This window comes from Enterobacter sp. R4-368, from assembly GCF_000410515.1.
Classification (GTDB): Bacteria; Pseudomonadota; Gammaproteobacteria; order Enterobacterales; family Enterobacteriaceae; genus Kosakonia.
The window spans coordinates 3,914,017-3,935,610 of the sequence record NC_021500.1; the positions used below are offsets into that span (position 1 = coordinate 3,914,017).

The window sequence follows — 21,594 nt, forward strand, 5'->3', positions numbered from 1 at the left end:
GTCGTTAAAACCTTCTCCCGCCTGCTTTATTCCGTCCTTAACGATTCAGCAAGTATTTAATGTTGCTTTTTTGTAAACAGATTAACACCCCCTGAAAATCCTGCTATGCTGCCCGACGCGGTTCGCGGATTTACCCTACAAACTGCTGTCTCACAGGAGCGTGAAGAGAAACGCCTGCCGCATTATGACAATGAGAGCGAGGAGAACCGTCGTGCTAGAAGAATACCGTAAGCACGTAGCTGAACGTGCCGCTGAGGGGATTGCGCCAAAACCATTAGATGCAACCCAAATGGCAGGGCTTGTCGAGCTGCTGAAGAACCCGCCTGCTGGCGAAGAAGAATTTCTGATTGACCTGCTGGCTAACCGTGTCCCACCAGGCGTTGATGAAGCTGCCTATGTAAAAGCGGGTTTCCTTGCCGCTATCGCCAAAGGCGATGCCACCTCCCCACTGGTTACCCCTGAAAAAGCGATCGAACTGCTGGGCACCATGCAGGGCGGCTATAACATTCATCCGCTGATTGACGCGCTGGACAACGAAAAGCTCGCGCCGATCGCCGCCAAAGCCCTGTCCCACACGCTGCTGATGTTCGATAACTTCTACGATGTGGAAGAGAAAGCGAAAGCGGGCAACGTGTACGCCAAACAGGTGATGCAGTCCTGGGCCGATGCCGAATGGTTCCTGAGCCGCCCGGCGCTGGCCGAGAAAATCACTGTTACCGTGTTCAAAGTCACGGGCGAAACCAACACCGATGATCTCTCCCCGGCACCGGATGCCTGGTCGCGCCCGGATATCCCGCTGCACGCGCTGGCGATGCTGAAAAACGCCCGTGAAGGCATTGAGCCGGATCAGCCGGGTAGCGTTGGCCCGATCAAGCAAATTGAAGCATTGGCGAAAAAGGGCTTCCCACTGGCCTATGTGGGCGACGTTGTGGGCACCGGTTCTTCGCGTAAATCCGCCACCAACTCGGTGCTGTGGTTTATGGGCGACGACATTCCGTTTGTGCCGAACAAACGCGGCGGCGGCCTGGTGCTCGGCGGCAAAATCGCGCCAATTTTCTTTAACACCATGGAAGATGCCGGCGCGCTGCCGATCGAAGTGGATGTTAACAGCCTGAACATGGGCGACGTCATTGACGTTTACCCGTTCAAAGGCGAAGTCCGTAATCACGAAACCGGCGAACTGCTGGCGAGCTTTGAGCTGAAAACCGAAGTGCTGATTGACGAAGTGCGCGCCGGTGGCCGTATTCCGCTGATTATCGGTCGTGGCTTGACCACCAAAGCGCGTGAAGCGCTGGGCCTGCCGCACAGCGACGTTTTCCGTCAGGCGAAAGACGTGGCGGAAAGCAACCGTGGTTATTCGCTGGCGCAAAAAATGGTTGGCCGTGCCTGCGGTGTGGCCGGTGTCCGCCCTGGCGCTTACTGCGAACCGAAAATGACCTCTGTGGGTTCTCAGGACACCACCGGGCCGATGACGCGTGATGAGCTGAAAGACCTGGCGTGCCTGGGCTTCTCTTCTGACCTGGTGATGCAGTCCTTCTGTCACACGGCGGCGTATCCGAAGCCGGTTGACGTGACCACGCACCACACGCTGCCGGACTTCATTATGAACCGTGGCGGTGTTTCTCTGCGTCCGGGCGACGGCGTTATCCACTCGTGGCTGAACCGTATGCTGTTGCCGGATACGGTTGGTACCGGTGGCGATTCGCATACCCGTTTCCCGATTGGTATCTCCTTCCCGGCGGGTTCAGGTCTGGTGGCGTTTGCCGCTGCGACCGGCGTGATGCCGCTGGATATGCCGGAATCAGTGCTGGTGCGCTTTAAAGGCAAAATGCAGCCGGGTATTACACTGCGCGATCTGGTGCATGCGATCCCGCTGTACGCGATCAAACAGGGTCTGCTGACCGTTGAGAAGAAAGGTAAGAAAAACATCTTCTCCGGCCGCATTCTGGAGATCGAAGGTCTGCCGGATCTGAAAGTCGAGCAGGCGTTTGAGCTGACCGATGCTTCTGCTGAGCGTTCCGCTGCTGGTTGTACCATTAAGCTGAACAAAGAGCCGATTATTGAGTATCTGAACTCCAACATCGTGCTGCTGAAGTGGATGATTGCCGAAGGCTACGGCGACCGCCGTACGCTGGAGCGCCGCATCCAGGGCATGGAGAAATGGCTGGCCGATCCGCAACTGCTGGAAGCGGATGCCGACGCGGAATACGCGGCGGTGATCGAGATCGATCTGGCGGAAATCAAAGAGCCGATCCTCTGTGCACCGAACGATCCGGACGATGCGCGTCTGCTCTCTGACGTTCAGGGCGCAAGCATCGACGAAGTGTTCATCGGTTCCTGCATGACTAACATCGGTCATTTCCGCGCTGCCGGTAAACTGCTGGATAGCCATAAAGGCCAGTTGCCGACCCGCTTGTGGGTAGCGCCGCCGACCCGTATGGACGCTGCGCAGTTAACCGAAGAGGGTTACTACAGCGTGTTTGGTAAGAGCGGGGCGCGTATTGAGATCCCGGGTTGCTCCCTGTGCATGGGTAACCAGGCGCGTGTTGCAGACGGCGCGACGGTGGTGTCCACCTCAACCCGTAACTTCCCGAACCGTTTAGGTACCGGTGCGAACGTCTACCTGGCTTCTGCGGAGCTGGCGGCGGTTTCGGCGCTGATCGGTAAACTGCCAACGCCGGAAGAGTATCTCAACTTTATGGCGCAGGTGGATAAAACCGCTGTCGATACTTACCGTTACCTCAACTTTGACCAGTTGAACCAGTACACCGAAAAAGCGGACGGCGTGATTTTCCAGACTGCCGTCTGATAACGAAGGCCACCCTGCGGGGTGGCTTTTTTTTGCCCGCCTGTTGTTATTCCCGTCGCTAAAAAGCCTGCCGCGCTTATTTTCTCCACGCCTGAGCGGTTATTTTTCCTCGCTTCCGGCCGCTGCGCTTTTTTTCTTGTATTGTGCTGCGATAATTACAGCATAGGCGGCTATCTGGCCTGCATGAGGAAGCGATTATGGATTACGAATTTTTGCGTGATATCACCGGAGTGGTAAAGGTGCGCATGTCGATGGGCCACGAAGTGGTGGGGCACTGGTTCAATGAAGAAGTGAAAGAGAACCTGGCGCTGCTTGATGAAGTGGAGCAGGCGGCGAAAACGGTGAAAGGCAGCGAACGTACCTGGCAACGCGCGGGCCATGAATACACGCTGTGGCTGGATGGCGAAGAGGTGATGATCCGCGCGAACCAGCTGGAATTTTCCGGCGATGAAATGGAAGAGGGAATGAGTTACTACGACGAAGAGAGCCTTTCGCTGTGTGGCGTTGAGGATTTTCTTCAGGTGGTGGCGGCTTACCGGCAGTTCCTCCAGCAGCGTTAATCAGGGCGCGTCCTTGCGCCCCTGGTGCGTTACACGGCCGGAATGTTGCGGCCGTAGTAGATCTCGCGCATCTCTTTCCACAGCGCTTCGGTGATCTCTTTACGTTCTTGCGGCGTCAAATCTTCCGGTCTGGTATGAAACATGTAGTGCTTAAGGTCGAACTCTTTAAGCAACATCTTGGTATGGAAGATATTTTCCTGATACACGTTGACGTCCACCATGTCATACAGCGATTTCATATCATCCGACATAAAGTTCTGAATCGAATTAATCTCATGATCGATAAAGTGTTTCATGCCGTTGATATCGCGGGTAAAGCCGCGCACGCGGTAGTCGACGGTGACGATATCGGATTCGAGCTGGTGGATCAGGTAATTCAGCGCTTTCAGCGGTGAAATCACGCCGCAGGTTGAGACTTCAATATCCGCGCGGAAGGTGCACAAACCACCTTCCGGATGGCTTTCCGGATAGGTGTGTACGCAGATATGGCTTTTATCCAGATGCGCGACGACGGCTTCCGGCAGCGGGCCCGGGTGCTCGGTTTTGTCGATAAGCTGCGGGTCGACAGGCTCTTCACTGACCAGAATGGTTACGCTCGCGCCCTGCGGCTCGTAATCCTGGCGGGCAATGTTCAGAATGTTGGCGCCAATGATGTTACAGGTTTCCGTGAGGATCTCCGTCAAACGGTTGGCGTTGTAGAGTTCATCGATATAGGCAATATAGCCATCACGCTCTTCTGCGGTTTTGGCGTAGCAAATGTCGTAGATACAAAAACTCAGGCTTTTGGTCAGGTTGTTAAAGCCATGTAGTTTAAGCTTTTTCAATTTTTATCACCCCCTTAGTGTTACTGTGCAGCCAGTGCATCATGTAAATATTGCGGCAGGGCAAAGGCTGCCGTATGAATCGCCGGGTTGTAGTAGCGGCAGGTGAGATTGGCGTTGCGGAAACGAGCGGCAATAATCTCGGTGGAGAGATGGCGCAGTGCCTCGTTATCCGTGGCCCAGGCGAACGTCATAATGCCGCCGTAATAGGTTGGCACCGCCGCCTGATAGAAGCCGACATCGCTGAAATAGTGGCCGAGCTTGCGGTAGCTGTCGACCGCCTCATCTTGCTGTAAGAAGCTGACGCCGTTCTGCGCGACGAAGATCCCGCCAGGGGTCAGGCAGCGTTTGCAGCCTTCATAAAACGCAGAGGTAAACAAGCTCTCGCCTGGCCCGATAGGATCGGTACAGTCCGAGATAATCACGTCAAACGTCTGGTCAGTGTGAGTAACAAAATTCACGCCGTCGTCGATCACCAGCGTAAAACGCGGATCGTCATAGGCGCCTGCATTGTGCTTTGGCAGATACTGGCGGCAGAAAGAGACGACGCCAGCGTCGATTTCTACCATGGTGATGGTTTCAATATTTTTATGGCGGCTGACTTCGCGCAGCATCGCGCCGTCGCCGCCGCCGATGATCAGCACGTGTTTCGCGTGGCCGTGTGCCAGCAGCGGAACATGGGTCATCATTTCGTGATAGATAAATTCGTCACGTTCGGTGGTTTGTACCACGCCATCCAGCGCCATAACGCGGCCAAAAGCGGCGTTCTCGAAAATAATCAGATCCTGATGATCGGTCTTTTCGTGATACAGCACCTTATCAACGGCAAAGTATTGACCAAAATGGTCGTGCAGCGTCTCTTGCCATACGTTGTTATCGGCCATCGGTAGCTCCTCTGTTAACACCCGCTAAAAACGGGCGCAACATCATAGCTAACTCTGATTAGCGATGCACGGTCAAAAGTTCACCGTTATTTGACGTAGGCAAGCAGGCTCAGGGAGTCGCGGGCGAGGGCTTTACATTTTTTCGCGGTCGGAATGCCAATACCGCTCAGATCGCGGTAACTCTCTTCACCAAGCGATTTCATGTCCCACGTGTCATAGTTGCTGAGATCCCACTGGTTTTGCTGGGCGAAAAAAACCAGTGCGCGGCGGATCTGCCCATTCGGTAAGTTGTTATAACCGCAGTCGTTTTTCAAAAATACAAACACTGCCGTGAGATCGGCCATGTCTTCAGCTTCGGATTCACTCAGTGCATAACTGTTGGCGGAGACAGCCAGCAAGCTGCCCAGGACAATTGTTCTGAAAAACGTCTTCATTATTTCTACCACGGCGTAACGGAATTTAAACGTTAGCACAGTCCGGATATGGCGACGATATTTATTATTGTCTCTTTTCTTGACCTTCCGGCAGGGGGAGGGTTTAAGCTCAAAAGATGACCTGCAATCGATAAGGAAATGCCCATGCAACGCCGAGATTTCTTGAAATATTCCGCTGCGCTGGGGGTGATGAGCGCGCTGCCGTTATGGAGCCGTTCGCTGTTCGCCGCTGAGCGCCCCGCATTGCCTGTACCACCGTTACTCGCCGCCGACGCGCAAAACCGTATTGCGTTAACGGTGCAGGCAGGTGAAACCCTGTTTGGCAATAAACGCGCCGCTACCTGGGGATACAACGGTGCGCTGTTAGGCCCGGCGCTTCAGCTCCGTCAGGGGCGTGAGGTCACCGTTGAGATCCGCAATACGCTGGCCGAAGAGACCACCGTGCACTGGCACGGCGTTGAGGTGCCGGGCGAAGTCGATGGCGGGCCGCAAGGCATTATTAAACCCGGTGGTAGCCGAACCGTGACCTTTACCCCGACACAGCAGGCGGCGACATGTTGGTTCCACCCGCATCAACACGGCAAAACCGGTCGACAAGTGGCGATGGGGTTAGCAGGGCTGGTGCTGATTGAGGATGAAAACAGCCGTAAGTTGCGCCTGCCGCAACAGTGGGGCATTGATGATGTACCGGTCATTGTGCAGGACAAAAAATTCGCCGCCAACGGCCAGATTGATTACCAACTGGATGTGATGAGCGCAGCCGTTGGCTGGTTTGGCGATACGCTGCTCACCAACGGTGCCATTTACCCGCAACATTCCGCCCCGCGCGGCTGGCTGCGCTTGCGATTGTTGAACGGCTGCAATGCGCGTTCACTGAAGTTTGCCACCAGCGATCAACGCCCGTTGTATGTGGTAGCAAGCGACGGTGGTTTGCTTGGGGAGCCGGTGAAAGTGAGCGAGTTACCGGTGCTGATGGGCGAGCGCTTTGAAGTATTGGTCGATACCAGCAATGGTAAGCCATTTGATCTGCTGACCTTACCGGTTCAGCAGATGGGAATGACCGTTGCGCCGTTTGACCAGCCGCAACCGGTGCTGCGCATCCAGCCATTACAGGTGACCGCTTCCGGCACGTTACCGGATACGCTGGCGACACTGCCGGGTTTACCCGCGCTTGAAGGATTAACGCAGCGCACCTTGCAACTGTCGATGGATCCGATGCTCGACATGATGGGTATGCAGGCGCTACAGCAGAAGTATGGCGATAGCGCGATGGCCGGGATGATGGGCCACGGGCAGATGGGTAATATGCAAATGGGTCATGGCCAGATGAACCATAGCCAGATGGGCAATATGCAAATGGATAATGGTCAGATGGGCCATAGCCAGATGGGCAAGATGCAAATGGATAATGGTCAGATGGACCATAGTCAAATGGGTAACATGCAAATGGGTAGCGGCCAGATGAACCACGGCGGCAACGGTTTTGATTTCCATAACGCCAACCGCATCAACGGCAAAGCCTTTGATATGGCGAAACCACAATTTGCCGCGCGGAAAGGGCAATATGAGCGCTGGGTGATCTCCGGCGAGGGCGACATGATGTTGCACCCGTTCCATATTCACGGCACGCAGTTCCGTATTCTGTCGGAAAATGGCAAACCGCCAGCGGCGCATCGCGCAGGCTGGAAAGATACGGTTGAAGTGTATGGCGCGCGCAGCGAAGTGTTAGTCCGTTTCCAGCATGATGCGCCGAAAGAATTTGCCTATATGGCGCACTGCCATCTGCTGGAGCATGAAGATACCGGGATGATGTTAGGCTTTACGGTTTAGCGCTTCACTTTCCGCTTTCTCCGGCGGCAGGCGACTGCAAAAAAGAAAATCCCCTCATGCCAGATGGCAGAGGGGATTTTTTATAACGACTTCCGGTCAGGGAGAAGAGAGATTACTTCGCGTCATCCGGCAGCGCATAAGCGACAATGTAATCGCCCATTTTGGTACCGAACGAACCGTGACCGCCTGCGGAAATGACCACGTACTGCTTGCCATTAACCTCATAAGTCATCGGTGTCGCCTGGCCACCAGCCGGCAAACGGCCTTGCCACAGTTTCTCACCGTTGCTCATGTTATAAGCGCGCAGGTAGTTATCTGCGGTCGCGGCGATAAACAGCACATTACCGGCGGTGGAAATTGGGCCGCCGAGCATCGGCATCCCCATATTGAACGGCACCGGAACCGGCATCGGGAACGGCATGCTGTCTTGCGGTGTACCAATACGTTTTTTCCATACCACCTGGTTGGTTTTCAGATCCAGTGCGGAAATGTAGCCCCAGGCCGGTTGTTTACAAGGCAGGCCGAACGGCGAGAGGAACGGGTTCAGCGTCACGCCAAACGGCACGCCATACTGCGGCTGAATACCGGATTCCGAACCGGTACCTTTCGCATCTTTCGGCGGCTCCATCGGGTTGCCTGGACCGCGCGGGATCAGTTTTGACACAAACGGCAGCGCCATTGGGTTGGCAATCGCCACCTGACGGTTTGGATCAACGGAGATACCGCCCCATTCGAACATCCCCAGGTTGCCCGGGAATACCAGCGTGCCCTGCTCAGATGGCGGCGTGAAGATACCTTCATAGCGCATCTGGTGGAACATTACGCGGCACACCAGTTGGTCGAACATGGTGGCGCCCCACATATCCGCGCCGCTCAGGTTTTTCGTCGGGCGGAAACTCAGCTCGGAGAAGGGCTGGGTTTTGGCTACGTAATCGCCTTTTGCCGCGCCTTGCGGAACCGGTTTTTCCGGTGCCGGAACCACCAGCTTACCGTTGGTACGATCGAGGACGAAAATGTTACCGGTTTTCGCCGGCGCATAAATAACCGGTACGGTTTTGCCGTTCACGGTAATGTCCGCCAGCGTCGGCTGGGATGGCATATCCATATCCCACAGATCGTGGTGTACGGTCTGATAGCTCCAGGCGAGCTTACCGGTGGTGGCGTTCAGCGCGACGATCGAGCTGGCGTAGCGTTCCTGCTCCGGTGTGCGGTTGCCGCCCCAGATATCCGGGGTGGTGACGCCCATCGGCAGATAGACTAAATCCAGTTTCGCGTCATAAGCCGCAGGCGCCCACGAGTTCGGCGAGTTAAAGGTGAAGGTGTGTTCATCCGACGGGATCGCGTTCGGATCTTTCGCGCCCGGATCGAAGGCCCACAGCAGTTTACCGGTGTTCACGTCGAAACCACGGATAACGCCAGAGGTTTCACGGGTGGAGAAGTTATCCGTTACCGAACCGGCAATCACGATGGTTTTATCGGTGATGATCGGCGGAGACGTCGGCTCATACAGACCCGGCGTGGTATCCGGCATATTGGTCTGCAGATTCAGGATCCCTTTGTTGGCAAAGGTTTCACACAGCTTGCCGTTATCCGCATTCAGCGCAAACAGACGACCATCGTTCACCGGCAGAATAATGCGGCGCGGGCAGTCAGCAACGACATCCGGGCTGGCCTTATCGGCGCGCGCTTCATGATACGAAACACCGCGGCAGGTCACATGCTGGAACGAAGTATTGGTGTTCAGCTGCGGATCGAAATGCCACTTCTCTTTGCCGGTGGCGGCATCAATCGCAAACAAACGCTGGTGCGCGGTACACAAGAACAGCGTGTCGCCCACTTTAATTGGCGTCACTTCGTTGGTTATTTCACCGGGATCGTTTGGCATTTTCAGGTCGCCGGTGCGGAACACCCAGGCTTCCTTCAGGTTTTTCACGTTATCGGCATTGATCTGTTTCAGCGGAGAGTAGCGCTGGCCTTCCTGGTTACGCCCATAGGCTGGCCAGTCGCCATCGGCCACCTGTGAAATCGGCGCTGCCGGTGTGGCATCGGCGCTCAGGGTGCCGTGAACTTCTTGCGGATCGTTAAAACCCGCCCAGGTGAGAATGCCACCGCTAATTAACAGTGCCACCACCAGCGCGGCTACCGCACCGCTGGAAGGCACAATCAACCGCCGCCAGACGAACGGCAGAATCAGCCAGATGCCGAAGAAGACGAGGATATCGCTACGCGGCGTCAGCGCCCAGAAGTCGAAACCGACTTCCCACACGCCCCAAATCATGGTTGCCAGCAACAGGGCGGCATACAGCCACAGCGCGGCGCGCTTCCCTTTCCACAACAGCCATGTCACGCCGAGCATGACCAGACCGGCGATGGGGTAGTACCAGGAACCGCCAATGCTGACGAGCCAGACCCCACCGATTAAAAGATACAGCCCGCAGAAGGCTGCAAAGAGCGTCGTCAGCGTGACAAGCAGCCGCGACCGTTGAGTTTTTGTTTCCGCCATAAAACACATCCGTTGATTTGTTAATATTTTGATAGCAAGTAATTATAGGAGTTAACAAGTGTGACCGTCATCACAAAATGAGCTTTGTAGCGGAATAACCCGCAACAATCTTTTTGCTGGTATACTGCGCACCTTGCGTTTCAATCACTGGTTTAAGCACCGGTATTGAGTGATTTACTCTCTAAATCATATGGTTAGTAAAATGAAACACACTGTTGAAGTGATGATCCCGGAAGCGGAGATCAAAGCGCGTATCGCTGAGCTGGGTCGTCAAATCACTGAGCGTTATAAAGATAGCGGCAGCGAAATGGTGCTGGTTGGGTTGCTGCGCGGCTCGTTTATGTTTATGGCTGACCTGTGCCGTGAAGTGCAGGTGTCGCACGAAGTCGACTTTATGACCGCCTCCAGCTACGGCAGCGGCATGTCCACCACCCGCGATGTGAAAATCCTCAAAGATCTCGACGAAGATATTCGTGGCAAAGATGTGCTGATCGTGGAAGACATTATCGATTCGGGTAACACGCTGTCGAAAGTGCGCGAGATCCTGCGCCTGCGCGAGCCAAAATCGCTGGCGATTTGTACCCTGCTGGATAAACCGTCGCGTCGTGAAGTGGATGTGCCGGTCGAATTCGTCGGTTTTGCTATCCCGGACGAGTTTGTGGTGGGTTACGGTATTGATTACGCGCAGCGTTATCGCCATTTGCCGTATGTCGGCAAAGTGGTAATGCTGGACGAGTAAAAAAAACGGGGCCAATAATGGCCCCGATTGTTATTTGTGGTTGCTGTGTTTCTGACTCAGGTTTGACACGCCCTGGCGATAGCGCTGTTCCAGCGACTCGCGGTTAGTGGCGGTGACGTCCAGATCGCGCAGCAGACCATCGTGAATGCCGTAGGCCCAGCCGTGAATGGTCACTTTCTGGCCACGTTTCCACGCGGATTGCATGATGGTTGAATGGCCCAGGTTGTAGACCTGTTCCATCACGTTCAGCTCGCACAGCGTGTCGAGACGACGCTCCGGCGGCATTTCGCCCAGCAGCGAGCTATGTTTAAACCAGATATCGCGAATGTGCAGCAGCCAGTTGTTGATTAGGCCCAGTTCCGGGTTTTCAACCGCCGCTTGCACGCCGCCGCAACCGTAGTGACCGCAGATGATAATGTGCTCAACTTCCAGCACATCCACCGCGTACTGCACTACGGAGAGGCAGTTCAGATCGGTATGGATAACCAGGTTTGCAACATTACGGTGTACAAACAGTTCACCCGGTTCGAGCCCGGTAAGACGTTCTGCGGGTACGCGTGAGTCGGAGCATCCAATCCAGAGAAAGCGCGGCTTCTGTGCTTGCGCCAGTGTTTCGAAAAATCCAGGATCTTCTTCCACCAGCATTTTTGACCATAGTGCATTGTTGCTGATGAGTGTATCTATGTCTTTCATGGAGGTTAACGACCTGTAACCAGATAAGTGCGTTGCGCTAATATAGGTGAACTCTCCGTCTTTTTAAACCACACATCGAGTGTGAGAAAACAGGTAAGTGATAATTCATGACCATTGCACTGGAGCTTGAGCAGCTTAAAAAAACCTATCCGGGCGGCGTTCAGGCGCTGCGCGGCATTGATTTACAAGTAGAAGCGGGCGATTTCTACGCGCTTCTCGGACCAAATGGTGCCGGCAAATCCACCACCATTGGCATTATCAGCTCGCTGGTAAATAAATCTTCCGGGCGCGTTAGCGTCTTTGGTTACGACCTCGAAAAAGACGTGGTGAACGCGAAGCGCCAACTGGGGCTGGTGCCGCAGGAGTTCAACTTTAACCCGTTTGAAACCGTGCAACAGATAGTCGTTAACCAGGCAGGTTACTACGGCGTCGATCGTAAAGAAGCCCTCGTACGTAGCGAAAAATACCTGACTCAGCTTGATCTGTGGGAAAAACGCAACGAACGTGCGCGGATGCTTTCCGGTGGTATGAAGCGCCGTCTGATGATTGCCCGCGCGCTGATGCACGAGCCAAAACTACTGATCCTCGACGAGCCAACCGCGGGTGTCGATATCGAACTGCGCCGCTCAATGTGGGGCTTTTTGAAAGATCTCAATGACAAAGGCACCACCATTATTCTGACGACGCACTACCTGGAAGAAGCCGAGATGCTGTGTCGCAACATCGGCATCATTCAGCGTGGCGATCTGATTGAAAACACCTCGATGAAAGCGCTGCTGTCGAAGCTGAAATCGGAAACTTTTATTCTCGATTTAGCGCCGAAAAGCCCGCTGCCGAAGCTGGAAGGGTATCAATACCGGCTGGTGGATACGTCCACGCTTGAGGTGGAAGTGCTGCGTGAGCAGGGCGTGAACAGCGTGTTCAGCCAGCTTAGCGCGCAGGGTGTGCAGGTATTGAGTATGCGTAACAAAGCCAACCGTCTCGAAGAGCTGTTTGTCACGCTGGTTCATGACAGAAAAGGAGAAAGCGCATGATGCAGCTGTTCTGGGTGGCGCTGAAGAGTATCTGGTACAAAGAGATCCAGCGTTTTATGCGCATTTGGGTGCAAACACTGGTGCCGCCGGTGATCACCATGACGCTCTACTTTATTATTTTCGGCAACCTGATCGGTTCGCGTATCGGTGAAATGCACGGCTTTACCTACATGCAGTTTATCGTGCCGGGCTTAATCATGATGGCGGTGATCACCAACGCGTATGCCAACGTGGCGTCGTCATTCTTTAGCGCCAAGTTCCAGCGCAATATCGAGGAGCTGCTGGTGGCACCGGTGCCGACGCATGTCATTATCGCCGGATATGTTGGCGGCGGTGTGGCGCGCGGGCTGTGTGTGGGCATCCTGGTCACGGCGGTTTCGCTGTTTTTCGTGCCGTTTCAGGTACATTCATGGCTGTTTGTTGGTCTGACGCTGCTGCTGACGGCGGTGCTGTTTTCACTGGCCGGGCTGTTGAATGCGGTATTTGCCAAAACCTTTGATGATATCAGCCTGATCCCGACCTTTGTGTTGACGCCGCTGACGTATCTGGGCGGGGTGTTTTACTCCCTGACGCTGCTGCCGCCATTCTGGCAGGCGCTGTCGCACCTCAACCCGATCGTGTACATGATTAGCGGCTTCCGCTTTGGTTTCCTCGGCATTTCCGATGTGCCGCTGTTTACCACCGTGGGGGTTTTAGTGGTGTTTATCATCGTCTTTTACCTGCTGTGCTGGTATCTGATTAACCGCGGACGCGGGCTGCGTAGCTGATCCCGTTTGCAACGGCTCTCTTCTCTGGAAGAGAGCCAATCCTGAGGATTAGGCTGTTTTTTAGCCTGCTCATTGCCGTTGGTTTCTCCCGTTCTGTTGCTACAATAGGTGCAGTTTTTCTATTCGGTCCGTCTCATGTCTCGTTTGATTACCCTTTTACTGTTGCTGGTTGCCTTGAACGCATCTGCCAGTATTGTCAGTGAACAACGCATTCCCGCGCGCTATATGCAAACCACCGAAGATGCCAATATCTGGGCGCAGGTGGGGGACCGAGTCGTTACCGTCGGTAATATTCGCGCCGGTCAGATCCTGGCGGTGGTACCGGGGGCGGAAGATTATTACGCGTTTCGCTTTGGTTTCGGCAGCGGGTTTATCGACAGAGGCCATCTTGGCACGGTGTCAGGTAATGAGCGGGTAGAAGATACGCTGGGCGATCTGAATAAGCCGCTCAGTAATCAAAATCTGATCACCTGGCAGGATACGCCGCTCTACACGTCGCCGGATATCACCAGTAAACAGGTTGGCACGCTGGCGGAAAACCTGCGTTACCCGATAATCGATAAGCTAAAAGACCGCCTGAACCAGACCTGGTTTCAGATCCGCATCGGCAACAGGCTGGCGTGGATCAGCAGCCTGGATGCGCAAGAAGATAGCGGCATTCCGGTGCTGACTTATCATCACATCTTGCGCGATGAAGAAAATACCCGCTTTCGCCACACCTCGACCACCACCTCGGTGCGTGCTTTTACCAACCAGATGACCTGGCTGCGCGATCAGGGTTACACCACGTTGTCGATGTACCAGTTGGAAGGTTATGTACGTAACCGCATGAATTTGCCCGCGCGTTCGGTGGTGATCACCTTTGATGATGGGCTGAAGTCGGTCAGCCGTTACGCTTATCCGATCCTGCGCGAGTACGGTTTTAAAGCGACAGCGTTTATCATTTCGTCACGTATTAAGCTCAAGCCGCAGCCGTGGGATCCGAAATTCCTGCAGTTTATGAGCGTGTCGGAGCTGAATCAGATTCAGGATGTGTTCGATGTGCAGTCACATACCCATTTCCTGCACCGGGTTGATGATGCCATGCACCCGATTTTGCTCAGCCGCAACTATCACAATATTCTGTTCGATTTTAAACGCTCGCGCCGCGCACTGGCGCAGTTCAACCCGCATGTGCTTTACCTTGCCTATCCCTTTGGCGCGTATGACGACAAAGCGGTGAAAGCGGCGAATGACGCCGGTTTTCATCTGGCGGTGACCACGGTGCGTGGCAAGGTGAAACCGGGAGATAACCCGTTTTTACTGAAAAGGTTGTACGTGCTGAGAACGGATTCGCTGGAGACAATGTCGCGGCTGATCAGTAATCAGCCGCAGGGGTAGGGCATCAGGCAACCTGAACCGGCACGGCTTTCGCGGTGCGTTTCATCTCGTTGTCGCCATCAAAATAGGCCACTTTCGGCTGCCAGCTACGGGCAACTTCATCCGGCACGGTGACGTAGCTGGCGATAATCAGGATATCGCCGACGTCCGCACAGTGCGCTGCCGCGCCGTTAACCGAGATAATGCGTGAGCCGCGCTCGCCGGCAATCGCGTAGGTAGAAAAGCGTTTGCCGTTGGTCACGTTATAAATATCGATGGCTTCGTATTCCAGAATACCGGCCGCCTCAAGGAAATCCTGGTCAATCGCGCAGGAACCTTCGTAGTGCAGGTCGGCCTGCGTCACTTTGACGCGGTGGAGCTTGCCTTGCAGCATCGTGCGAATCATAAGTTAAACCTTCATTACTGATAATTAACCTGAAAATGGAGGGCGGCTCCCTGCGAATCCCTCGTGTGCTCGCGCCACGTCCTGACGGGCGTAAGGGCAAGCCAGGAGTGGAGTATTGCCCGATTTTTTCGCCCTGTCTAGCGGGCTAACTCAACGACTTTGTTGTCGATAAGCCGCGCCTGACCAAGCCATGCCGCCATCAAAATCACCGCGCGTTTACTGTCCTCAGACAGCGCCAGCAGCGTATCTGCATCGCGGATCTGAATATCATCGGCGCTCAGACCCGCGTCGTTGATCTCCTGCCCGGCAATGGCAATCAGTTCTTCTTCATTGCGCTCGCCTGCCAGCAGTTTATCGGCAATCGAATTCATCACTTTGCTGAGAGCCGGGGCAATTTTGCGCTGTTCGGCGGTGAGATAGCCATTACGCGAACTCAGCGCGAGGCCATCTTTTGCGCGCACGGTCGGCACGCCGACAATCTCAATGTCGTAGCCCATGTCGGCCACCATTTTGCGGATCAACTGCAACTGTTGGTAATCCTTCTCGCCAAAACAGGCGATATCCGGTTGTACCAGGTTGAACAGCTTACTGACGATAGTCGACACGCCACGGAAATGGCCAGGACGGCTTGCGCCTTCCAGCATGGTGGAGATACCCGGCACATCAACATACGTTTGTGTGTCGGTGCCCTGCGGGTAGATATCTGCTGGTGCGGGGGCGAAAACAAGATCGACTTTGCGCTTGTTCAGCTTTTCGCAATCTTCCTGCAGGGTGCGCGGGTAGCGCACTAAATCATCCGGGCGGTCGAACTGCATTGGGTTAACGAAAATACTCACAACCACCACATCGGCGCGGGCTTTCGCTTCGTCGACCAGCTTCATATGGCCATCGTGCAGGTTGCCCATCGTTGGCACCAGCGCAATACGCTTACCTTCCTGATGCAGCCTGCGGATGTGCTGGCGCAGCAGCGGGAGGGTTTCAATAATCAACACAGTAAGGCTCCTTAATGGAAACTATGTTCTTCACCCGGATAGGCTCCGGATTCGACGTCGGCAACATACTGCCTGACCGCTGCGCGCATGTCGCCTGCTTCATTGAGGAAATTTTTCGCGAATTTCGGGATATGCCCGCCGGTAATGCCGAACGCGTCATGCATCACCAGAATCTGGCCGTCGGTGACATTGCCTGCGCCAATACCAATTACCGGAATGGTTAACGCCGACGTGATGCGCTGCGCCAGCTCGACCGGAATACACTCCAGCACCAGCAGTTGCGCGCCAGCGGCTTCCAGCGCCAGCGCATCGTCAAGCAGCCCTTGTGCCGCGTCACCGCGCCCCTGAACTTTATAACCGCCGAAAATATTAACAGACTGCGGCGTCAAACCCAGGTGGCCGCACACCGGCACGGCGCGCTCGGTCAGCATTTTCACCGTCGGCGCCAGCCAGCGGCCGCCTTCGATTTTCACCATATTGGCACCTGCGCGCATGACCACGGCGGAGTTTTCAAACGCCTGCTCCGGCGTGGCGTAGGCCATAAACGGCAGATCGGCGAGCAGCAGACAGGCCGGTGCGCCACGGCGAACAGCCTGGGTGTGATAAGCGATATCGGCAACCGTTACCGGCAGGGTGGAGTCGTGACCTTGTACCGTCATCCCTAACGAATCACCAACCAGCATCACGTTAATCCCTTCTTCGGCAAACAGTTTCGCGAAGCTGTAGTCGTATGCGGTGATAGTGGCGAAGCGTCTCTTTTCCTGCTTGCACTTGTGCAGCCAGGAGATGGTGGTGGGTTTCATAGCGTTTCCTGATAGTCGAAAGCGATTCTGGCGCATTCTAGCAGCAACCAACAGGTGGGCAATGATTTTAGGCAAGCGGTGAGCGCGGGGCGTGACGAAAGCGGGAAATTACCAGGCGTTGGGTTTCGGCGCGTTCAGGTTCGCAAGAATTTCCTGCAACGATGTGCCGTCCGGGAAGTGCAGATCGGGCGCAATTTCAAACAGTGGCCACAACATAAAGCCACGGTTTTTCATGTCGTAGTGCGGCACCGTCAGGCGTTCGGTATTCAGGGTAAGATTGCCAAACAGCATGATATCGAGATCGAGCGTGCGCGGTCCCCAGCGTTCTGCTTTACGTACGCGGCCTTGCTGGAGTTCAATGCGTTGCGTGTGATCGAGCAGCGTTTCTGGCGTAAGGTCGGTTTCCAGCGCCACGGCGGCGTTGAGATAGTCCGGTTGATCCGGCGGGCCAAGCGGGGGAGTGCGATATAACGAAGAGACCGCCACGATGCGGCTTTGTGGGATCTCTCCGAGGGCGGTCATCGCGGCGTTAACCTGGTCGAGCGGTGATGCCAGGTTGCTACCGAGCGCGATATACGCGAGGGTCATGCGCTACCTTCGCGGCGCGGCGTGCGTTTGCGCGGGCGGCGGTGGCGACGGCGTTCTGCCGGTTCATCACCTAAATCATTGAGCATATCTTTCTGAGCTGGCGGTGCGGAAACCTGGAATTCACCCCACCATTTCGCCAGACGTTGCAGCTCGCCATTATTTTCGGCTTCGGCGCGCAGCGCCAGTAAATCATAAGCCGCGCGGAATTTCGGGTGTTCCATCAGTTTCCATGAGCGCTTGCCCTGGCGACGGGACATCCGCAATTGCAACTGCCAGATATCACGGATCAGCGTGGTGATGCGTTTTGGGATCGCCAGTGAACGGCACGCTTCATCCAGCACATCGTTCATCGCCAGCGCGAAAGCGTCATAATAGGCCAGACCGCCTTCCTGGGTAATGCGCTGGGCGTTTTCCAGTAGCGGATACCAGAACATCGCAGCAAACAAAAACGCCGGGTTGACGCGCATGTCGTTGCGAATGCGGTTGTCGGTATTCTTCAGCACCTGGTCAATAATCCGCTCCATCGGGCTGTCGCCTTTTTCGGTGAAGTAGCGGGTGATGCTGGGGAACAGCGGCTGGAACAGACCATATTCACGCAGTAAACGGTAGGTTTCGTAACCGTAACCGGCCTGCAGCAGTTTCAGCGATTCCTCAAACAGGCGCGCCGGAGGAACATCGTTAATCAGCGTTGCCAGGCGCGGGATTGGCTCGGCGGTCTCTTCGCTGATACGCATATTGAGCTTGGCGGCAAAGCGCACCGCGCGCAGCATGCGCACCGGATCTTCGCGATAGCGGGTTTCCGGGTTACCAATCAGGCGAATCACACCCTCTTCCAGGTCACGCATACCGCCGACGTAATCACGCACGGTGAAATCAGCAACGCTGTAATAAAGGCTGTTGATGGTGAAGTCGCGGCGCTGGGCATCTTCTTCGATGGAACCGAAAATGTTGTCACGCAGCAGCATGCCATTCTGCCCGCGCTGGGAGATGGTGCGATCGGTTTGTTGTTCGTCGTGATGACCACGGAAGGTGGCGACTTCGATAATTTCCGGCCCGAACATCACATGCGCAAGGCGGAAACGGCGGCCAACCAGGCGGCAGTTGCGGAACAGTTTACGCACCTGGTCCGGCGTTGCGCTGGTGGTCACATCAAAATCTTTTGGTTTTTTGCCCAGCAATAAATCGCGCACGCCGCCGCCTACCAGGTAAGCGTCGTAGCCCGCTTTATTCAGACGATAGAGCACCTTGAGCGCATTTTCACTGATATCTTTGCGGGAAATAGCGTGCTGCTCACGCGGAATAACCGTCATCTGCGGTTGGGCCATAGCCTCAACGACCATGCTCTCTTCGCGGCTTAGCACCTTGCGGCAAAAATTAGCGACTCGGGTAAAAATAGTACACCTCGGTAGTGTCAAACGTCAGGACAAAAAAATAGCGGCTAATCATAGCTCAGCGCGAGCCGTTTGAGAATGCTGTATTCGCATCCACGGCATCCGGCACACGGCAAAGCGTCCAGTTTTCCACCGCTTTTTGCAGCAGCGCGTCGATGCGCAGATCCTGCCACTCATTTGTTACATCCTGGTTCAAAAATTGTAAAGCCCTGATTATTACCGGGCGCGGATCGCCTTCAGGCAACGCGGGGGCGTGGTTTTGCTTGGAAAGCTTATTTCCCTGCTCGTTGAGCGCCAGCGGCAAATGAACGTACGTCGGCACCGGCCAGCCAAACTGGTTATAAAGGGAGATTTGCCGCACCGTGGGTTCTATCAGATCCGCGCCGCGCACAATTTCTGTGACGCCCTGAAAATAGTCATCGACCACCACCGCGAGATTGTAGGCAAACAGCCCGTCGCGGCGGTGAATAATAAAATCTTCCCGCGCCAGTTTTTCGTCGGCGGTGATGCGCCCGCGTAATTTATCGTCGAAGTGCAGCACCGGATGCTGCTGTACCAGCCGTACGGCGGCGTTTTGCGGGCCATTTTGTAATGTCCGGCAATGCCCGTCGTAGGTGCCACCGATGCTTTGGATACGGGCGCGCGTGCAGGTACAAAAATAGCTCAGCCCTTTGCGTTGTAAGGTGGCGAGCGCCTCGCGGTAGGCGTCATGGCGACGGGATTGCCATAGCACGTCGCCGTCCCAGTGCAGACCATAATGCTCAAGCTGGCGAAGAATGGTGTTTGCCGCGCCGGGAGCTTCTCTGGGGGGATCGATATCTTCGATGCGAACAAGCCAGGTGCCTTGGCTGGCGCGGGCTTGCAGATAGCTGCCGAGAGCAGCAATTAACGAACCAAAATGCAGTTCACCGGATGGGGATGGCGCAAAGCGCCCAATATAGTGTGATTCAGGCATGTCGCTGGCAAAAATATAGGCGGGAATCGATCCCGCCGTATAGGGCGCACCACGCCTTAGCGGTGCGCCGTTGAAGACGTCAGGGGATTAACCCGCCATCTGTTTTTCGCGGATTTCCGCCAGGGTTTTGCAGTCGATGCACAGGTCGGCAGTCGGACGTGCTTCCAGACGACGGATACCAATTTCAACGCCACAGGATTCGCAGAAGCCGAAATCTTCGTCTTCCACTTTTTTCAGCGTCTTCTCGATCTTTTTAATCAACTTGCGCTCGCGATCACGGTTACGCAGTTCGAGGCTGAACTCTTCTTCCTGCGCGGCACGGTCGACCGGATCGGGGAAGTTAGCTGCTTCGTCCTGCATGTGCGTGACGGTGCGATCGACTTCATCCCTAAGTTGATTACGCCATGCTTCAAGAATACGCTTGAAGTGCGCCAGCTGGGCTTCGTTCATATACTCTTCGCCCGGTTTCTCTTGATACGGCTCCACCCCAGCGATGGCGAGAATACTCAGGGACGATGTTTTACGGTTTTGCCCTTCTTGCATGTTGCTTCTCCTTAACACGCACTATCGATCCCCGTGTGGGGGAAAAATCAGGCCGCTATAAATAGCAGATGCTTTTACGGATGGCAAATATCTAAACGTAACACTTGACAACCCTGTGAAGAAAAGCGTATTTGCGCACGCGACCAAATCACTTACTCGTCAAAAGCTTGCCTTTATACCGTAAAAGGTAGTGGCAACTTAAGAGTGATATTATCGGCAGAAAGTTCCGCTTTATAAGCGATAACTTCTACCCCCCGGTGTTGTGCCTCATTCAATAATCGTGCGTATTCCTCGTCAATATGGCGTGCCGGAGAAAAATGTTCAACGGCAGAGTGCAGAACGGCAAACAGAATTACCGCGCGATCGCCGTTGGCCGCGACGCTCATTAATTCCCGTAAATGCTTCTGCCCACGCAGGGTGACGGCATCCGGGAAGTAGCCTGACTGCTGCTCGGCGAGCGTGACCGATTTCACTTCAATATAGCAGTTGCGCCGGTCATCCGCCTGTAACAGAAAATCAATTCTGCTACCTTCCGCACCATATTTTACTTCGCTTTTCAGCGCGCTATATCCGCTGAGTTCAGGCACCTGGTCAGCAAGTATTGCTTCTTTTGTCAGCATATTTGCCCGCTGAGTATTGACGCAAATAAATGCCCCCTGTTGGGTTTGGGATAATTCCCACGTATGGGCATATTTGCGCTTAGGATTATTCGACGTGGAATACCAGACCGTGTCGCCTGGCGTCGCGCAACCGGTCATCGCACCGGTATTCGGGCAATGCAGCGTGAGGGTTTCCCCTTCAGGCGTGATCACATCCGCAAGAAAACGTTTATAACGCTGAATCAGCGTGGCGGATTTAAGCGGCGGGGAAAAATCCATGGAAAATCCTTATTTTTTAAGCGTCCAGCGATGCAACTGCGTGTAGCGGGTTCGACCCTGGATAAATTGTGATTCATACAATGCGAACGCCGTCACCGGAAACGACCAGCGAAAACCCGGCGGTGGGATCGTGACAGCATGGCTGGCGTCGCGCAGTAGCGTAATGTGCGGGTGAAACGGCTTCGGGCTTTGATAACATCCGCTGCGGGACGCCTGGGCGCGGAGCATATCCGCCAGTTGCAGCAACCCACGCGGCGGCTGGCGTGAACCGAGCCAGACGACGCGCGAACGCAGCCATTGCCCGGCATCATCCAGCGTGAGCGTGAAACCGGGCTGGCGTATCCGGCCGGCCAGCGCTTCCAGTGCGCGCTGTTTTTCCGCGCTGATTTCGCCGAGAAACGCCAGCGTCAGATGCAGATTCGCCGCTGCAATCGGCCGCCCCGCATCCGGCGGGAACTGTTGCGCACGCCATTGCACCACCTGCGTCTGAATATCCGCAGGGAGTTCAAGGGCGAAAAACAGCCTTTTTGGTTCAGACATGGCGGGCTCGAGGTCAAAGGTTTACGGCGATGTTATACTGCTGGCCGGCTTATGTTAACCCTCCG

General features: G+C 55.0%; 21 protein-coding genes. 7 read left to right on the forward strand and 14 right to left on the reverse strand.

Annotated features, from left to right (window positions below):
- Window positions 1-211 precede the first annotated feature (211 nt).
- On the forward strand, window positions 212-2,809 hold the full coding sequence (acnB, locus tag H650_RS18250) for a bifunctional aconitate hydratase 2/2-methylisocitrate dehydratase (protein ID WP_020456573.1): 2,598 nt from the start codon (window positions 212-214) through the stop codon (window positions 2,807-2,809).
- 197 nt (window positions 2,810-3,006) lie between these two features.
- On the forward strand, window positions 3,007-3,369 hold the full coding sequence (gene yacL, locus H650_RS18255; protein ID WP_020456574.1) for a protein YacL: 363 nt from the start codon (window positions 3,007-3,009) through the stop codon (window positions 3,367-3,369).
- 29 nt (window positions 3,370-3,398) lie between these two features.
- Here yacL and speD read toward each other — a convergent pair whose 3' ends face one another.
- From speD to H650_RS18270, 3 genes are all read right to left on the reverse strand, one after another.
- Complete coding sequence (gene speD, locus H650_RS18260) at window positions 3,399-4,193, reverse strand: adenosylmethionine decarboxylase (protein WP_020456575.1); 795 nt, start codon at window positions 4,191-4,193, stop codon at window positions 3,399-3,401.
- Window positions 4,194-4,213: 20 nt separating this feature from the next.
- On the reverse strand, window positions 4,214-5,074 hold the full coding sequence (gene speE, locus H650_RS18265; RefSeq protein ID WP_020456576.1) for a polyamine aminopropyltransferase: 861 nt from the start codon (window positions 5,072-5,074) through the stop codon (window positions 4,214-4,216).
- Window positions 5,075-5,160: 86 nt separating this feature from the next.
- Window positions 5,161-5,508 (reverse strand): YacC family pilotin-like protein, encoded by a 348-nt coding sequence (locus H650_RS18270; RefSeq protein ID WP_020456577.1) that lies wholly within the window; start codon window positions 5,506-5,508, stop codon window positions 5,161-5,163.
- Window positions 5,509-5,652: 144 nt separating this feature from the next.
- Between H650_RS18270 and cueO the strand changes: the two genes are divergently transcribed.
- Window positions 5,653-7,338 (forward strand): multicopper oxidase CueO, encoded by a 1,686-nt coding sequence (gene cueO / locus H650_RS18275; protein WP_020456578.1) that lies wholly within the window; start codon window positions 5,653-5,655, stop codon window positions 7,336-7,338.
- A 112-nt stretch (window positions 7,339-7,450) separates the two neighbouring features.
- Here cueO and H650_RS18280 read toward each other — a convergent pair whose 3' ends face one another.
- The gene (locus tag H650_RS18280) at window positions 7,451-9,841 is read right to left on the reverse strand and encodes a glucose/quinate/shikimate family membrane-bound PQQ-dependent dehydrogenase (protein ID WP_020456579.1); all 2,391 of its coding nucleotides are present in this window, start codon (window positions 9,839-9,841) and stop codon (window positions 7,451-7,453) included.
- Between the two features lie 202 nt (window positions 9,842-10,043).
- Between H650_RS18280 and hpt the strand changes: the two genes are divergently transcribed.
- Window positions 10,044-10,580, forward strand: a complete 537-nt coding sequence (gene hpt, locus H650_RS18285; protein WP_017457963.1) for a hypoxanthine phosphoribosyltransferase — start codon at window positions 10,044-10,046, stop codon at window positions 10,578-10,580.
- Window positions 10,581-10,610: 30 nt separating this feature from the next.
- On the opposite strand, the gene can is transcribed toward hpt, so the two are convergent.
- Window positions 10,611-11,273 (reverse strand): carbonate dehydratase, encoded by a 663-nt coding sequence (gene can, locus H650_RS18290; protein WP_044489565.1) that lies wholly within the window; start codon window positions 11,271-11,273, stop codon window positions 10,611-10,613.
- Between the two features lie 107 nt (window positions 11,274-11,380).
- On the opposite strand from can, the gene H650_RS18295 reads away from it, so the two are divergent.
- The 3 genes from H650_RS18295 to H650_RS18305 all read left to right on the forward strand — a co-directional run bounded on the left by H650_RS18295 (window position 11,381) and on the right by H650_RS18305 (window position 14,454).
- The gene (locus H650_RS18295; protein ID WP_020456581.1) at window positions 11,381-12,307 is read left to right on the forward strand and encodes an ABC transporter ATP-binding protein; all 927 of its coding nucleotides are present in this window, start codon (window positions 11,381-11,383) and stop codon (window positions 12,305-12,307) included.
- Complete coding sequence (locus tag H650_RS18300; RefSeq protein ID WP_017457966.1) at window positions 12,304-13,074, forward strand: ABC transporter permease; 771 nt, start codon at window positions 12,304-12,306, stop codon at window positions 13,072-13,074. Before H650_RS18295 ends, H650_RS18300 begins: the two co-directional genes overlap by 4 nt.
- 135 nt (window positions 13,075-13,209) lie before the next feature.
- Complete coding sequence (locus H650_RS18305; protein ID WP_020456582.1) at window positions 13,210-14,454, forward strand: polysaccharide deacetylase family protein; 1,245 nt, start codon at window positions 13,210-13,212, stop codon at window positions 14,452-14,454.
- A gap of 4 nt (window positions 14,455-14,458) precedes the next feature.
- Here H650_RS18305 and panD read toward each other — a convergent pair whose 3' ends face one another.
- The 9 genes from panD to thpR form a co-directional block, all read right to left on the reverse strand.
- On the reverse strand, window positions 14,459-14,839 hold the full coding sequence (gene panD / locus H650_RS18310; RefSeq protein WP_020456583.1) for an aspartate 1-decarboxylase: 381 nt from the start codon (window positions 14,837-14,839) through the stop codon (window positions 14,459-14,461).
- Between the two features lie 137 nt (window positions 14,840-14,976).
- Entirely contained in the window at window positions 14,977-15,831 is an 855-nt protein-coding gene (panC, locus tag H650_RS18315; RefSeq protein WP_020456584.1) for a pantoate--beta-alanine ligase, read from the reverse strand.
- Window positions 15,832-15,842: 11 nt separating this feature from the next.
- Entirely contained in the window at window positions 15,843-16,634 is a 792-nt protein-coding gene (panB, locus tag H650_RS18320; RefSeq protein WP_020456585.1) for a 3-methyl-2-oxobutanoate hydroxymethyltransferase, read from the reverse strand.
- A gap of 108 nt (window positions 16,635-16,742) precedes the next feature.
- Window positions 16,743-17,222, reverse strand: a complete 480-nt coding sequence (gene folK / locus H650_RS18325) for a 2-amino-4-hydroxy-6-hydroxymethyldihydropteridine diphosphokinase (protein ID WP_020456586.1) — start codon at window positions 17,220-17,222, stop codon at window positions 16,743-16,745.
- Window positions 17,219-18,616, reverse strand: a complete 1,398-nt coding sequence (gene pcnB, locus H650_RS18330) for a polynucleotide adenylyltransferase PcnB (protein ID WP_238328404.1) — start codon at window positions 18,614-18,616, stop codon at window positions 17,219-17,221. The genes folK and pcnB overlap by 4 nt, the downstream gene beginning before the upstream one ends.
- Window positions 18,617-18,671: 55 nt before the next feature.
- Window positions 18,672-19,568 (reverse strand): tRNA glutamyl-Q(34) synthetase GluQRS, encoded by an 897-nt coding sequence (gluQRS, locus tag H650_RS18335; RefSeq protein ID WP_044489566.1) that lies wholly within the window; start codon window positions 19,566-19,568, stop codon window positions 18,672-18,674.
- Window positions 19,569-19,655: 87 nt separating this feature from the next.
- On the reverse strand, window positions 19,656-20,111 hold the full coding sequence (dksA, locus tag H650_RS18340; protein WP_007373199.1) for an RNA polymerase-binding protein DksA: 456 nt from the start codon (window positions 20,109-20,111) through the stop codon (window positions 19,656-19,658).
- Window positions 20,112-20,284: 173 nt separating this feature from the next.
- Window positions 20,285-20,989, reverse strand: a complete 705-nt coding sequence (sfsA, locus tag H650_RS18345) for a DNA/RNA nuclease SfsA (RefSeq protein ID WP_020456588.1) — start codon at window positions 20,987-20,989, stop codon at window positions 20,285-20,287.
- Between the two features lie 9 nt (window positions 20,990-20,998).
- On the reverse strand, window positions 20,999-21,529 hold the full coding sequence (thpR, locus tag H650_RS18350; protein ID WP_020456589.1) for an RNA 2',3'-cyclic phosphodiesterase: 531 nt from the start codon (window positions 21,527-21,529) through the stop codon (window positions 20,999-21,001).
- Between the last annotated feature and the right edge of the window lie 65 nt (window positions 21,530-21,594).

What these genes read in the sequence shown, in the direction of transcription:
- yacL (WP_020456574.1), top strand. Translation starts at nt 3,007, where the DNA reads ATGGATTACGAATTTTTGCGTGATATCACCGGAGTGGTAAAGGTGCGC.
- speE (WP_020456576.1), bottom strand. Translation starts at nt 5,074, where the DNA reads ATGGCCGATAACAACGTATGGCAAGAGACGCTGCACGACCATTTTGGT.
- H650_RS18270 (WP_020456577.1), bottom strand. Translation starts at nt 5,508, where the DNA reads ATGAAGACGTTTTTCAGAACAATTGTCCTGGGCAGCTTGCTGGCTGTC.
- cueO (WP_020456578.1), top strand. Translation starts at nt 5,653, where the DNA reads ATGCAACGCCGAGATTTCTTGAAATATTCCGCTGCGCTGGGGGTGATG.
- H650_RS18280 (WP_020456579.1), bottom strand. Translation starts at nt 9,841, where the DNA reads ATGGCGGAAACAAAAACTCAACGGTCGCGGCTGCTTGTCACGCTGACG.
- hpt (WP_017457963.1), top strand. Translation starts at nt 10,044, where the DNA reads ATGAAACACACTGTTGAAGTGATGATCCCGGAAGCGGAGATCAAAGCG.
- can (WP_044489565.1), bottom strand. Translation starts at nt 11,273, where the DNA reads ATGAAAGACATAGATACACTCATCAGCAACAATGCACTATGGTCAAAA.
- H650_RS18295 (WP_020456581.1), top strand. Translation starts at nt 11,381, where the DNA reads ATGACCATTGCACTGGAGCTTGAGCAGCTTAAAAAAACCTATCCGGGC.
- H650_RS18300 (WP_017457966.1), top strand. Translation starts at nt 12,304, where the DNA reads ATGATGCAGCTGTTCTGGGTGGCGCTGAAGAGTATCTGGTACAAAGAG.
- H650_RS18305 (WP_020456582.1), top strand. Translation starts at nt 13,210, where the DNA reads ATGTCTCGTTTGATTACCCTTTTACTGTTGCTGGTTGCCTTGAACGCA.
- panD (WP_020456583.1), bottom strand. Translation starts at nt 14,839, where the DNA reads ATGATTCGCACGATGCTGCAAGGCAAGCTCCACCGCGTCAAAGTGACG.
- panB (WP_020456585.1), bottom strand. Translation starts at nt 16,634, where the DNA reads ATGAAACCCACCACCATCTCCTGGCTGCACAAGTGCAAGCAGGAAAAG.
- folK (WP_020456586.1), bottom strand. Translation starts at nt 17,222, where the DNA reads ATGACCCTCGCGTATATCGCGCTCGGTAGCAACCTGGCATCACCGCTC.
- gluQRS (WP_044489566.1), bottom strand. Translation starts at nt 19,568, where the DNA reads ATGCCTGAATCACACTATATTGGGCGCTTTGCGCCATCCCCATCCGGT.
- dksA (WP_007373199.1), bottom strand. Translation starts at nt 20,111, where the DNA reads ATGCAAGAAGGGCAAAACCGTAAAACATCGTCCCTGAGTATTCTCGCC.
- sfsA (WP_020456588.1), bottom strand. Translation starts at nt 20,989, where the DNA reads ATGGATTTTTCCCCGCCGCTTAAATCCGCCACGCTGATTCAGCGTTAT.
- thpR (WP_020456589.1), bottom strand. Translation starts at nt 21,529, where the DNA reads ATGTCTGAACCAAAAAGGCTGTTTTTCGCCCTTGAACTCCCTGCGGAT.